11 protein-coding genes are annotated in these 13,897 nt (G+C 38.1%); 5 read left to right on the top strand and 6 right to left on the bottom strand.

The features are described 5' to 3' along the window. Window positions 1-217 precede the first annotated feature (217 nt). From EJF36_RS01820 to EJF36_RS01810, 3 genes are all read right to left on the bottom strand, one after another. A complete protein-coding gene (locus tag EJF36_RS01820; RefSeq protein WP_125904739.1) occupies window positions 218-1,519 on the bottom strand; it encodes an ATP-binding protein in 1,302 nt (433 codons plus the stop codon). A 185-nt stretch (window positions 1,520-1,704) separates the two neighbouring features. Continuing rightward, entirely contained in the window at window positions 1,705-2,235 is a 531-nt protein-coding gene (locus EJF36_RS01815; RefSeq protein ID WP_125904738.1) for a transcription repressor NadR, read from the bottom strand. A 1-nt stretch (window position 2,236) separates the two neighbouring features. Continuing rightward, window positions 2,237-3,385 (bottom strand): IscS subfamily cysteine desulfurase, encoded by a 1,149-nt coding sequence (locus EJF36_RS01810; RefSeq protein ID WP_125904737.1) that lies wholly within the window; start codon window positions 3,383-3,385, stop codon window positions 2,237-2,239. A 92-nt stretch (window positions 3,386-3,477) separates the two neighbouring features. Here EJF36_RS01810 and nadB point away from each other — a divergent pair, with 92 nt between their 5' ends. From nadB to nadA, 3 genes are all read left to right on the top strand, one after another. Next, on the top strand, window positions 3,478-5,037 hold the full coding sequence (nadB, locus tag EJF36_RS01805) for an L-aspartate oxidase (protein ID WP_125904736.1): 1,560 nt from the start codon (window positions 3,478-3,480) through the stop codon (window positions 5,035-5,037). Window positions 5,038-5,049: 12 nt separating this feature from the next. Next, on the top strand, window positions 5,050-5,904 hold the full coding sequence (gene nadC, locus EJF36_RS01800) for a carboxylating nicotinate-nucleotide diphosphorylase (protein ID WP_125904735.1): 855 nt from the start codon (window positions 5,050-5,052) through the stop codon (window positions 5,902-5,904). Between the two features lie 91 nt (window positions 5,905-5,995). Beyond that, window positions 5,996-7,099: a quinolinate synthase NadA gene (nadA, locus tag EJF36_RS01795; RefSeq protein WP_125904734.1), complete on the top strand. Its 1,104-nt coding sequence runs from the start codon at window positions 5,996-5,998 to the stop codon at window positions 7,097-7,099. Between the two features lie 75 nt (window positions 7,100-7,174). Here nadA and EJF36_RS01790 read toward each other — a convergent pair whose 3' ends face one another. Further along, on the bottom strand, window positions 7,175-8,857 hold the full coding sequence (locus EJF36_RS01790; RefSeq protein WP_125904733.1) for a methyl-accepting chemotaxis protein: 1,683 nt from the start codon (window positions 8,855-8,857) through the stop codon (window positions 7,175-7,177). Between the two features lie 109 nt (window positions 8,858-8,966). Next, window positions 8,967-10,136 carry a chromate efflux transporter gene (gene chrA / locus EJF36_RS01785; RefSeq protein WP_125904732.1) on the bottom strand — a complete coding sequence of 390 codons (1,170 nt, stop codon included), beginning with the start codon at window positions 10,134-10,136 and terminating at the stop codon, window positions 8,967-8,969. Window positions 10,137-10,635: 499 nt separating this feature from the next. Between chrA and EJF36_RS01780 the strand changes: the two genes are divergently transcribed. Both EJF36_RS01780 and EJF36_RS01775 read left to right on the top strand, forming a co-directional pair. Beyond that, window positions 10,636-11,733 (top strand): SDR family oxidoreductase, encoded by a 1,098-nt coding sequence (locus EJF36_RS01780; RefSeq protein WP_125904731.1) that lies wholly within the window; start codon window positions 10,636-10,638, stop codon window positions 11,731-11,733. 30 nt (window positions 11,734-11,763) lie between these two features. After that, window positions 11,764-13,134: an aldehyde dehydrogenase gene (locus tag EJF36_RS01775; protein ID WP_125904730.1), complete on the top strand. Its 1,371-nt coding sequence runs from the start codon at window positions 11,764-11,766 to the stop codon at window positions 13,132-13,134. Window positions 13,135-13,246: 112 nt separating this feature from the next. Here the strand turns inward: EJF36_RS01775 and EJF36_RS01770 are convergent, their stop codons facing one another. Further along, window positions 13,247-13,822, bottom strand: coding sequence for a CBO0543 family protein (locus tag EJF36_RS01770; protein ID WP_125904729.1), 576 nt, complete (start codon window positions 13,820-13,822; stop codon window positions 13,247-13,249). Between the last annotated feature and the right edge of the window lie 75 nt (window positions 13,823-13,897).

Genomic DNA, 13,897 nt, shown 5'->3' with positions numbered 1-13,897 from the left:
ACAAATGACAATAGATTTATCTATAAGATTAATTTTGATTTCTGCTCCATTGCACTCGCTTTCCACAGAGTGACCGTGAGCCTTCGACGCACAGAACATCCGGCTAGTGCCGACAATGCGCCAGGACGGCGTGTTGTTGTCGACCTTAGCGCTTTGCGCATGCAGGTCTCACGTGTGCCACTATCTCCCGCCGGAAAAAAAACTCCTCTGAATTTAATCATAGAGGAGAACCTTCATCGGATATAACTGGCAGTACCACAATAAAAGTGGAACCTTCATCTAAAGTCGATTCTACACGAACAGCACCATGATGAGACTCAACAATGGCATAACAGACAGCTAATCCTAAACCTGTACCCGTTTCTTTTGTTGTAAAAAAAGGGTGTGCAATTTCTTTTAGTGTTTTCTCATCCATACCAATTCCGTTGTCTGTCACTTGTATATGGACACTTGTTTTATCTCTCTTAATATTTACAGACACTTCGCCATTTAACTTAGTGGCCTCAATTCCGTTTTTAACTAAGTTAATAAAAACCTGTTTTAATTGATTTTCATCGCCATTCACCCAGATTGGTGCATCTGAATATAGCTTAACTAGTTCAACATCATGTAACAACGCATTTGTCTCAAGGAGCGCCAACACGTGATCCACAACTTTAACAATATCTAATTTTTCTAAGTTAGGTTTTTGCGGTTTAGTTAGTACCATCAATTCCGATAATATAAACTCTATCCTTTTAATCTCAGAAAAGATAATATCTAAATAATCCTTTTGACTTACTAATTCCGGACGTATTAATTGTAAAAACCCGCTTATAGCAGTCAAAGGATTGCGAACTTCATGAGCAATACCTGCGGCTAATTGTGCTGATACAGCAAAGCGATCTGATTGCATAACAAGCTTTTGATTTTCTATAAGCAATGAATCCTCAAATTGTTTTCTCGTGGTAATATCAAACAGGCTACCAATCATACTAACTAGCTGCTCGTTAGAGTCGTATGTAAATTTACAAAAGCATTCGACCCACCTATATGAATCGTCGACTTTTTTAAGGCGAAATTCTAAGTGTGTGGCACTGCTTCGGTGTTCGATTTGATCAGTAACTTGTACTAAAAATGTTTCAACATCATCGTCATAAATAAAGGTGTGTATATCTTGATGTAGGGAGGAAAAGAGAGGAAAACCAGTTTGTTTTTCCCATGCCGGATTAGCGGCGATAATTTTATAAGTTGCATCTGTTTGAAAAACAGCCTGGTTGAGGTTATTAAAAATAGCTTCTGTACTTTCTACAAGTTGCAAATGATTTTCTTCACTCACTCGAAGTCTTTTATTTAACATAATTGACTTATCATAAAAATAAGCAATGTTCCAAACAAACAATCCTAATATTACTGAGAATGTAATATCTAAGGTCCAATTAATCGGATAATCATTCACATAATAATACAGATAATTCCAAATGCCCATAGCGATAAAAAAGCATACAATAGATATGATTCTACCTCGATATTTATCCAAATTAACGCCCCTCCACAATGCAGCTTTAGGATTATTTTTCTAGAACCTTATTTTTCTAGAATCCCTTTTTCTTGCTATAACATCTAACATGACTGCAGGGTGTTACACGATAAGCTGGTTTCATAGCCCTACTTATTACTGACGTTATCAATAGAGAAAATGTTACATATTTTTTTTAAAAAAAATTAAATTAAAAACCCCTCAGCTTCTAAGGCCTCACATGCTTGATTAATTAAATTTTCATTTACTGCAACGACCGTATGAAGATGAGTACCGTCTGTTAGCTCTGATAGGAGTGAGGCATTCGTTTCGGATAGCTTACTCATAAATTGATCTACTTCGCGTCTATTGCTCACCATAATCGACGCTGTAATTTCCCCGTATACAGGATGTTCTACAATCACATTTTTGACCATTACACCATGGTCAACTAATATATAAAGCTCCTTCTTTGTTGTCTCAGGAGAATGACAACAAGCAATGACTCTTTCCACCTGCTTTTTATCCTGCTGTCTGTTTAAATACACATACCCTTGACTAGTCGCCATAATGGGTTCATTTTTTGCTTTTAAAAGGGATATGTCTTGTACAATTACTTGACGAGACACATTTGTTTTTTCAGCTAAGTCACTTCCTGTTAAAGGAGTAGGACTTTCCTTAAGCCACTCCAAAATCAACCGTCGCCTCTTCTCCCCAAGAATTTTACCATCCTTCATGTCAAAAATCCCCTTTTCCTGTTTTTGAGTTTATAATGTTGTGAAGTACGTTTATGAATGTATCCATATCATCATCCGAAGTATTCCGTCCCATTGAAATGCGCACATATTGCTTTGCCTCGTCCTTCGATTTACCCATAGCTAAAAACGTGCGCGACGGTGTTTGTAGGTTTAGTTGACATGCACTTCCTGCTGAAATAGCTATACCGTGTCTATTGTATTCTAACATTGTATATTGTCCCTCTACCCCTTCAATAGTAAATGCTAGTATGTTCGGAAGTTGACTATGTTCGTTACCTTGAATAACACTAACACTTGACATTTCACGTATACGCTCTGTGACTTTATCCCGAAGCAACACCATGCGCTTTTGCTCTGTTTTCAAGTCATCACAAGTCATCATGGCAGCTGTTACAAAGCTGGCAATAGCTGGAACATTCAATGTTCCTGGCCGTACACCCTTTTCGTGCGTTGTGCCAGGATATATTGAGGCAATCGGTATTGTCGGATCAATATACACAGCACCGACACCTTTAGGACCATACACTTTGTGACTAGATATCGAAACGCTGGAAAGACCAATGCTATTCACACTTTCTAGAGGTACCTTCCCAAAAGCTTGCACACAATCACTATGAAACAATATGTTTCGTTGTTTCAAAATCCGCCCTATATCTTTGATTGGCTGGATCGCGCCTATTTCAGGATTTACATAATGAATAGATGCTAAAACGGTATTATCACGGATTGCCTCTTGTAGCTGTTCCACACATACAACCCCATTTTCCGTTAAAGGCAAATAGGTAACATCATATCCTTCAGTTTCAAGCTGTTTAAATAAATTATATATAGAGGAATGCTCTGATTTTGTTGTAATAAGGTGAGCATTTTCACTTGATTGGGCTGCTAACATTGAACGAATCGAAACTATATTAGATTCTGTTCCACCACTTGTAAAATATAGCCCTTCGGTACTTATCCCTAATAGATCCGCTAATTCCTTACGACAATACTCTAATAGTTCATTAGCTTGACTACCAATATCATGCAAGCTATTTGAGTTGCCGTAATATTTTCTACTTGCCTCTATAAAAGTCTGTAAAGCTTCTTCTCTTATCGGTGTTGTTGCCGCATAGTCTAAATATATCATAACCGCTCTCCCTTAAAAAACCTCTTGTCATCAGTGTAATTCTATGTAATGATATGTGTCAAGACACATGTAAACAGGAGGCTGTTTTTACGATGCCTTTTACAGATGTAATTATAATTGGAAGTGGCCTTGCTGCCTTAACAGCGGCTACTAGATTAGCAGAAGATAAATACGTGAAGATAATCACAAAAGATAAAGCTACTACTTGCAATTCAATCCTTGCTCAAGGGGGGATTGCAGCGGCTATATCCCCGACAGACACATGGCAAGATCACTACGAAGATACATTACAAGCTGGTGCATTTCACAACAATACTTCTCATGTAAAGCTGATGGTCAAGACCGGCCGTGAATATGTAGAACAATTCATTCATAACGGCTTAAGTTTTGACAAAGATGAGAAAGGTACGATTCATCTCGGACGTGAAGGTGGTCATCATAAAAGACGGATTTTACATGCAGGTGGCGATGCAACAGGAAAGTGTTTCATAGACTTCCTACACGATAAACTACTAGATTCTATTTCTATCGTCGAGCAAGAGGAAGCTGTAGAGCTTTTAATTGTAAACAATCGGTGTGTTGGTGTTAAAACACGTACTCTCAATAATTCGTTTTCTTACCATTATGCTGAGCATATCGTGCTGGCTAGCGGAGGATGTGGTGCATTGTATTCTTTTACTTCAAACGCACCTACCATAGTTGGCGATGGATTAGCGCTAGCGTATCGGGCTGGAGCAACGTTAGCCGATTTAGAATTTATTCAATTTCACCCGACTATGCTCTACGTAAATGGACATGTAAAGGGACTAATATCTGAAGCAGTACGTGGCGAAGGTGCTTTTCTAGTAAACCAAGCTGGCAAGAGAATTATGCAAGGTATTCATAAACTAGAGGATTTAGCCCCTCGAGATATTGTCTCTCAAACGATTCATCAAGCCATTTTACAAGGAGAAAAAATTTACTTAAATATCTCAAAGGTGAAGGATTTTCAAGAGAGATTCCCAACAATCGCAAAAAATTGTAAACACCACGGTATTAATTTATCTGATGGATTACTTCCGATTGTTCCTGGTGCCCATTTCTTAATGGGTGGTGTACAAACAAACTCAAAAGGTCAAACGTCCGTAAATAAGTTATACGCAATCGGTGAAGTGGCCCACACAGGTGTCCATGGGGCGAATCGACTTGCGAGTAACTCCTTGTTAGAAGGCATTGTATTTGCTAATAGATTGGCAGACTATATTTTACAAACTCCATCCTCTTGTAAAAAAAGTTTTATGTATATAGATGAAGAAACCACTAAGCCAAGAGATTTATCCACTTTACCATCTGTTGATACTATACAAAATATGATGATGAAATACGTAGGGATTACGAGAAGTGAACAAGGGCTACACCAAATCATTGAGTGGTTTGAGTCATTTCATCTCTCCTCTATCATTCATGCAAAACCAGAGCAACACACAAAAAGCGAATGGCAAGTCATTAATATGATCACCGCAGGTTGGCTCATTGCCACATCTGCCTTAAAACGAACCGAAAGTCGTGGGAGTCATTTTCGTGAGGATTACCCAAAGGAAAATAACAAAGCATGGCGCAGACATTATATTCAGAGACAAAGGCAAGAAATGCTTGCACGCATATTGTCATAAGTGAGGGATTTTATGAACCGAATTAAGTTACGTCAGATGTTAACAAGTTTTTTTAACGAGGATATCGGTGATAGAGATATTACAAGTGAAACAATCTTCTCCCCTTCCGTTACAGGGAAAGGTGCTTTTATTGCAAAAGAAGCCGGGATAATAGCAGGATTATCAATTATTCATGAAGGCTATCATCTACTTAATCCAAGTATTGAAGTAAAAGCAAAAGTGGAAGAAGGTATGATGGTTAAAAAAGGACAGATTATCGCTGAGGTAGAAGGTCCGGTAACTGATTTATTGACAGGCGAAAGAGTGATTTTAAACCTTGTACAAAGAATGAGTGGGATTGCTTCTCTCACTAACAAAGCCGTTCAGTTAATAGGTAACAGCTCAACAAGGTTAGTAGATACACGTAAAACTACTCCTGGTCTGCGCATGCTTGAAAAATATGCGGTGCGTTGCGGCGGTGCTTTCAATCACCGCAACGGCTTATACGATGCAGTCATGATGAAAGACAACCACATTGCCTATTGCGGGTCCATTGTTGAAGCCGTTCAAGCGGTGCGAGACCAAATCGGCCATATGGTAAAAATTGAAATCGAGACTGAAACAGAATGGCAAGTTCAACAAGCTGTCGAAGCAGGTGTCGATGTCATTATGTTCGACAACCGTACGCCGCAAGAAATTGAAGCTTTACTCCCTCTTGTGCCTAGTCACATTGTGACAGAGGCATCCGGTGGTATTTCATTAGAAAACATAAGCGAATATGGCCAAACAGGCGTTAATTATATTTCTCTTGGTATGCTTACACATTCAGCAAAAGCGTTAGACATTAGTTTTCGTGTACAAGTGAGGAAACAAACGACAAACGAGTAGGTTTCCCCTTGAGCCTTTGGCGCTGCCTCTAGACAATATTCTATGTTCATCATTTTATACTTTCTTATACGGTTCAAAAGGAGGATCTTTCATGAGTGTTTTAGATTTTATGAAGCAAACCTCTTCTATTCCAGATAAATATAAAACTATGACCATTCCGGAAATGGAAGAGAGAGTTCGCAGTATTAAAGAGAAAATGGGAAGTAAACTATATATTCCATGCCACCATTATCAAAAAGATGAAGTCGTACAGTTTGCTGATGATACTGGTGATTCATTACAATTAGCACAGCTTGCTAGGCAAAATACAGATGCTCAATATATCGTATTTTGCGGTGTACACTTCATGGCAGAAACAGCCGACATTTTAACTAGTGATGATCAAGTTGTTATGTTACCCGATTTACGAGCTGGTTGTTCTATGGCTGATATGGCAGATTTACAGCAAACAGAAAGAGCTTGGCATACATTACAAGATGTATTCGGTGATACGATTGTCCCGCTGACGTATGTAAATTCAACAGCGGCCATCAAATCGTTTGTTGGACGCCATGGTGGCTCATGCTGCACATCCTCTAATGCTAAAAAAGTATTGCAATGGGCTTTCTCACAAAAAGAACGGATTTTATTTTTACCTGATCAACACTTAGGGCGTAATACTGCACTTGACCTCGGCATTCCACTTGAGCACATGGCTGTATGGGACCCTATCCAAAATAAACTTGAGTATGACGGTACGGTTGAGGATGTAAGAATTATTTTGTGGAAAGGGCATTGTTCCGTGCATATGAATTTCACGGTTCAAAATATTAAAGATTTCCGTAAAAAACATCCTAACGCTTCTATTCTTGTTCATCCAGAATGTACACAAGAAGTTGTATCGCAATCAGATTTTGCTGGTTCCACGAACTACATCATCAACATGATTGAAGCAGCACCAGCCGGTTCAGTTTGGGCGATTGGAACAGAAATGAACTTAGTTTCTCGCTTAGCTCAGCAGCACTCTGATAAAACAATTTATTCACTGAATCCAAACATGTGTCCATGCTTAACGATGAACAGAATAGACTTACCTCACCTGTTATGGATGCTAGAATCTATTGAAAATGATGTAATATTACAGCAAATAGTCGTTGCTTCCACGGTAGCAGACGAGGCTCAATTAGCGTTAAACCGTATGCTACAGTTAGCATAATACATCTCTTGGCCTACACGATAAAGAAACACGCCTGGAATTTTCTCCAAGCGTGTTTCTTTTAGTTTAGTTAGTTTAGTTTAGTTTAAAGCGGTTGACTTGATTTTGAAGCTGATTAGCAACCTCGGATAACTCTTCAGCACTTCTCGCAACCTCTTCCATAGAACTACTTGATTGCTGCGTTGAGGCTGTTGCTTGTTCTATACCAGCAGCTGATTCCTCTGATACCGATGCGACCTCTTCAATGTTCTTCTTCATCTCGGCGCTATTTTCTACAATCTCTTGCAAACTAGTAGAAATACGCTGCATACTCATAGCCATATCGGATACTGCTTCATTAATCGTGCTAAATGTATAGCCAGTTGTTTCTATTTGCTTCGAGCCTTGCTCAACTTGTTCGTATCCCGACTCTAACGAATGTACAACCGCATTTGATTCATGTTGTATACCATTTACTATATTCGTAATGTCTACGACAGACGTAGATACTTGTTCCGCTAACTTACGCACTTCATTGGCTACAACAGCAAAGCCTTTTCCGTGCTCACCTGCTCTGGCTGCTTCAATAGCTGCATTTAATGACAAAAGATTTGTTTGTTCAGCAATATCTTGTATGACTTTTACAAGCTTAGAAATATCTTGTGATTGTTCATCAAGCCTACGTACTTTATGCACAGCATCCTTCACGATTTCATTGATCGTGTTCATTTGGTCAATAGACTTGTCCATCAGCTTACTACCTTCGCTTGCCTTAGCCGAAATAGATTGTGACGTTTGAGATACACTATCTCCTGTTTCATACGCCTCTTTAATACGCTGTACAAGACTTTCCATTGCATCCATCAATTGACTTGAACTATTTGCTTGTGTTTCCGCTCCACTCGAAAGTTCCTGCATCGTAGAAGCAATTTGCTCACTACCCTCTCTTACTTCATTTGCAGACCTACTAAACTCAACACTTCTAGTTGAAACCATATTTGATGCTTCAAGAACTTGTCTCATCATATCTTTTAAACTAGCTTGCATATCGTTTGCTGCGCGAGCTAGTTGACTAATTTCATCTTTCCCTTTAATTTTGATCTCATCTTGACTTAAATCGCCTTCTGACATACTCTTCATTCGCTGAGATACTTGTACAATTGGGTTTGTAATTACTCGCGCCATTATTGTTGCTATAATTCCACCAACTAAAATGCTTAGTATTGAAATAATACCACCTATATTTTTAAGCGATTCTTCCGCTTTCAATATCGATTGCCCCTCTGCCGTGATGTTGCCTTCACTGTGAGCAGCTAACATTTCATACCCGCTAATGATGTCTTGCGCAATTGGCTGCACCTCATCTGATAAGACTCTCCGTGCTTTATCTTTAGAACCTTCATCATACAGTTTAAGAACTTTTTCTTTTATAACTGTATTTAATTCATTCGTTTTTGCAACTAATATTTTTGCTTCTTCATTATCCGAATGTGTTAACATTCTCTCTTGTATGGTGATACCAGACTCCGTATATTGCTCATATTGAGCTTTGTATAATAAATCACCATCTAAAATATATCCTCTTAATAAGGAAATTCTATGAGCAATATTGAAAACCAATTGTTCTTCGGCAATCAGCAGTGGAAGCTGCTCATATACCATATCCTTCGTTTCTTGTGTTACTTTCGTTGTTGCATAAAAATTATAAGAGCCTAAAATAACTGTTAATAAGATAATAGAAGTAAATGCTAAAAGAAGTTTCGCCTTTATGCTTTTCATATTAATCCTCCACTATTATGTTACTAAAATTGTACCTTACTATTTAGAATTGTTAAATACTTAATAAGTAAAACTAACTATCTCTTTAGCAAGAAAGACATATGAACAACTACGGTATGAGTATTAACAGTTGTCCCCCAATAGCACCTATAACTACGATGATCCACGGAGGTAGCTTCCAATGAATTAGTAAGCTAAATAACACAGCGGCAAAGGCAAAGTCTATCGGCCTAAAAATGGAGCTTATCCAGATCGGATTGTAAAAAGCTGCAATTAAAATACCAACAACTGCAGCGTTGACCCCTACTAAAGCGCCACGAACCTTCGTATTGCGACGTAATGCAGCCCAAAACGGTAATGTACCAAAAACGAGAAGAAAGGCTGGTAAAAAAATAGCAGCTGTTGCAATAAGTCCACCTTGCCAGCCTGCCATCACTGCTCCTAAATACGCGGCAAATGTGAACAAAGGACCTGGTACAGCCTGTGCAGCACCATACCCAGCTAAGAAAGCTTCTTTTGATAAAAGACCAGTAGGAACAAACTCACGTTCTAATAGTGGTAGCACTACATGACCGCCCCCAAACACTAAAGCACCAGATCGATAAAAGCTATCAAACATAGTAAGCCACTGTGATGTTCCTTTTACTATCGGTAATACAAATAATAATGCAAAAAATAATAATAAACACATCGTGGCAAACGTTCGCGAAATGTTTATATTGATTGAACTTCTCAGCTCTGTCTCTTCTTGTTTGAATAGAATAAAACCCATAAGAGCAGCAACCACAATAATAGCTATTTGTGTAAAAGCCGTTTGCCATACAAGAGTAGTAGCAATAGCAAACAACACGATCGCTTTTCGTTTTAAATCTGGTGCAAGCTTTTGTCCCATACCAAGAATGGCATGTGCGACAACAGCTACAGCTACAATTTTCAACCCATGTATCCATCCGGCATCTGCTACATTCACATTAGTAAGTAATAAAGCAAACGCAATAAGAGCTATGACAGACGGCATTGTAAAACCTAGAAAAGCGACAAAACCTCCGATTGCACCCGCTCTAGCGACACCAATTCCAATTCCAACCTGACTTGACGCTGGGCCAGGTAAAAACTGACATAATGCTACTAAGTCAGCGTAGCTCTTTTCATCAAGCCATTTTCTTCTTCTTACGTATTCTTCATGAAAATACCCTAAATGCGCAACTGGTCCCCCAAACGATGTAAAACCAAGTCTAAGAGAGACAAGTAAAATTTCCCAAAGTGATTTTAATGACATATATTATTACTCCTTATTATAAAATCCTTCCGTCTATTTTATCATATGTACACCTTCATACTGTTGCAAACTTGTAAAGTTTTATTAAGATATTTAATGCCCAATTAAGGCATGTTCTCTACTCTTTTTTCTGCTTGTTAATATTTGCAGTTTACTCAGCTACTAGTAGTTGAAGCCCAAAGGTTTTTTCCCTTCCTCGAGTCTGCGTATGCACTGAGCACGACTTAATTTTTATCACGATGGGGAACACTTCTGTTCTGTTTAAGAGCTGCTGAATCTATTGAACAACATGCAACCAAAACATTTGATATATCCGCAAAAGTGTTTTTTCAACTATTGTCCAAACATATATTATTTTTTTAGGGGAAGGTGAATAAATATATTGTAAAAGTTTGGAAACATTTACTTTTAAATAATTAGAAAATTCTGTTATTATTAGTGTTAACACTTTTTTCTATTAGTAGAAAGAGAGCAAAAATTACACTTAGGGGGCGTTACGTTGGGGAATACTTATTTTTTCACTGGATTTCCTGGTTTTATTGCAACATCATTAATTAAGCAAATCATTCATGATCATTACGCCATTGACCGAATCTATCTTCTTGTTTTACCTTCTATGTTGGAAAAAGCTAATGCTTCTATTAGGAGCATTGCAGATGAAGAGAATATTGACATAGAAGCCTTTACCATTGTGTTAGGGGACATCACCAAACCAGATTTAGATATTAAGCCTGAAATAAGTAGCACGTTAACACATTCTGTTACCCATGTATTTCACTTAGCAGCGATATATGACCTTGCTGTACCAGAGAAAATTGCTAATAATGTGAACGTGAATGGCACAAAGCATGTGAATGATTGGGTATTATTGTTATCTAACTTGCAGCGTTATGTATATTTTAGCACGTCCTATGTAGCAGGTACGCGAGAAGGACGTATTCTCGAAACAGAGCTAGATATGAATCAAAGCTTTAAAAATCATTATGAACGAACAAAGTACGAAGCTGAGGTTTTAGTGCAAAGCATTGTTGACAAAGTACCATTGACCATAATTAGACCAGGCATTGTAGTCGGACATTCTCAAACAGGTGAAACTATAAAATTTGATGGTCCGTATTTTATCTTGAATTTCTTTGACAAGCTTCAATTTTTGCCGATTATTCCTTACCTTGGAAACGGCAAGGCAGATGGTAATTTTGTACCGATAGATTACATTTTTAATGCAACAATTTATCTTAGTCATGCGGAGGTTGGTATTGGTAAAACGTATCAGCTGACCGATCCAAATCCATATAACGTACAAGACGTGTATCGAATGCTTATGAAAGAATTTCTTGGTAAAGAGCCAAAAGGTATGATTCCACTCTCATTGTCAAAGTGGGCCCTTTCGATTCCTGCATTTAGAAAATGGGTGCGGGTTGAAAGAGAAGCGATGGATTATTTTACGTGTATGGCTGAATATGATTGCTCACAATCACAAAAAGATCTTGAAGGTTCTGGTATTTCATGTCCAGATTTCAAGGATGTGATACCCGCTATCGTTACATTTTATAAAAAGCATAAACATGATACTAATAAACAAATTAAGATTACTTAACAAAAATTCCAATCTGCAAGGGAGGGTATTATGGAAACTTATAACAAACTTATCGCAAAACAAAAAGCATTTTTCTTAACAAACCAAACAAAAAATCTTCCATTTCGATTAAACGCACTCCGCACTCTCAAATCTGCCATACAATCCCATGAAAAAGAGCTTTTACACGCATTACAATCAGATTTAAATAAATCCGAATTTGAAGCATACTCTACGGAAATTGGTGTTGTTTTAAAAGAAATAAGCTTCATAATGGATCATTTACGGTTATGGACAAAACCGAAGAAAGTTAAAACACCACTGACTCACATCGGTTCTAAAAGTTACATTTACGCTGAACCTTATGGTGTAGCACTTATCATCTCACCGTGGAATTATCCTTTTCAGCTAGCACTTGCTCCGTTAATCGGTGCTATAGCCGCAGGCAACTGTGCCATCATCAAGCCATCGGAGCTAACACCACATACAGCTAATGCAATAGAAAAAATTATACAAAGTACTTTTCCGGAGGAGCATGTGTCTGTTGTCAAAGGTGGCGTCGAAACGAGTACAGCTCTTCTCCAGGAGGACGTTGATTATATTTTCTTCACAGGTAGTGTGCCTGTTGGAAAAATAATAATGGAGGCCGCTGCCAAAAAACTAACCCCTATTACATTAGAATTAGGCGGAAAAAGTCCGTGCATCGTTCATGATGATGCGAAAATAGAGCTTGCTGCTAAAAGAATTGCTTGGGGGAAATATATCAATGCGGGGCAAACATGTATTGCTCCCGATTATCTGTACGTTCATAAAAATATAAAAGAGACTTTTTTAAAACATCTTGCCAAGGCAACTCGAGAGCTATATGGAGATAATCCATTAAAAAATGAGAGCTTCACACGTATAGTAAATGAAAACCATTTTAAAAGACTGAGTGGTTTTTTAAATAACGGGAAGGTCTATGCTGGTGGTAAGACAGATCAAGCAACAAACATGATTGAGCCCACCATACTAACGGATATTTCATGGGCCGATTCTGTTATGCAAGATGAAATATTCGGTCCTATTTTGCCAGTTATAGAATACACAAACATATCAGAAGTGATTGAAGGCATCCGTAAGCAACCACATCCTCTTGCACTCTATATTTTTTCTGAAAGCCTAGCACTTCAGCAAGATATAGTAAATACTCTACCGTTTGGTGGTGGCTGTATAAACGACACTGTCTTTCACTTCGCCTCACCATATTTACCTTTTGGTGGTGTGAAGACCAGCGGGATAGGATCATATCACGGAAAAGGTAGCTTTGATGCCTTTTCTCATAAAAAAAGTATTCTTAAACAAACTACTTTATTCGATATACCTGTTCGCTACCCAAATGTTAAAAACGGGCTGAAAAAAATTAAGATACTTTTAAGATAAAAAGATTTTGTCTAGATGACTGGCCGACATATAACTGTCGGCCTAGCACTTGAGAGAGACCTATACTTCATCTAACGGGACTGAAAACCGTAGAGTAAATGAACGACTCGTTTTATCGTCGCTCTAACTTTTTAAAGTAGTGAATGATAGCCCAACAAATTATACCAAGCAGCCAATAAATAGGGAATGAATATATATTCTTCCATGTAATTTCCTTATAGATGCCCAACCATTCCATAAATGGTTCCGCTATAAACGCGAGAAAAGCAGCCATAAGTCCTGCCGGAATGAAGAACCTTTTTAACGTCCCCCCCCACCTTTGATAAACAAGCATATACGGGATAATGACAATACCTACATCATATGGATACAACTGCGGAAACAGATGAGGAGTTAGGCGGACCGGGTATGCCCAAACGAGAAAACTACTCCCTATAGAATCAAGAATGATTGCCGCTACACCGTAAAACAGGCCAAAACATGTTATTTCAATGACTCTTTTTTTATCAATTAACCAGTACCAAACAAATGGGGAAATCACACTAAGAAACACTAACAACCACCATTGTGGCGTTAAATAATTATACTCATTCCAAAACGCTGTAATGAATTCGTAAAATTTCTGTTCTGCTTGTATTAATTCATCAACAGGAATCGCACTAAAAACGAAATATTTATAATAAAACATGCCACACCAACATCCATTGTTTATTGTAATATTTTTAAAAAGTCTGTGACAAACACTCAGAGAAATGTTTTTCTA

Origin of the sequence: Bacillus sp. HMF5848 (assembly GCF_003944835.1) — a bacterium.
Lineage (GTDB): Bacteria > Bacillota > Bacilli > Bacillales > HMF5848 > HMF5848.
Note: the sequence above shows the minus strand (reverse complement) of the source record. Positions and strands in the feature narration are given on the sequence as shown.

Excerpts from the sequence above, each read along its gene's own strand:
- EJF36_RS01815 (WP_125904738.1), bottom strand. The coding sequence starts at position 2,235 with ATGAAGGATGGTAAAATTCTTGGGGAGAAGAGGCGACGGTTGATTTTG.
- EJF36_RS01810 (WP_125904737.1), bottom strand. The coding sequence starts at position 3,385 with ATGATATATTTAGACTATGCGGCAACAACACCGATAAGAGAAGAAGCT.
- nadB (WP_125904736.1), top strand. The coding sequence starts at position 3,478 with ATGCCTTTTACAGATGTAATTATAATTGGAAGTGGCCTTGCTGCCTTA.
- nadC (WP_125904735.1), top strand. The coding sequence starts at position 5,050 with ATGAACCGAATTAAGTTACGTCAGATGTTAACAAGTTTTTTTAACGAG.
- nadA (WP_125904734.1), top strand. The coding sequence starts at position 5,996 with ATGAGTGTTTTAGATTTTATGAAGCAAACCTCTTCTATTCCAGATAAA.
- EJF36_RS01790 (WP_125904733.1), bottom strand. The coding sequence starts at position 8,857 with ATGAAAAGCATAAAGGCGAAACTTCTTTTAGCATTTACTTCTATTATC.
- chrA (WP_125904732.1), bottom strand. The coding sequence starts at position 10,136 with ATGTCATTAAAATCACTTTGGGAAATTTTACTTGTCTCTCTTAGACTT.
- EJF36_RS01775 (WP_125904730.1), top strand. The coding sequence starts at position 11,764 with ATGGAAACTTATAACAAACTTATCGCAAAACAAAAAGCATTTTTCTTA.
- EJF36_RS01770 (WP_125904729.1), bottom strand. The coding sequence starts at position 13,822 with ATGTTTTATTATAAATATTTCGTTTTTAGTGCGATTCCTGTTGATGAA.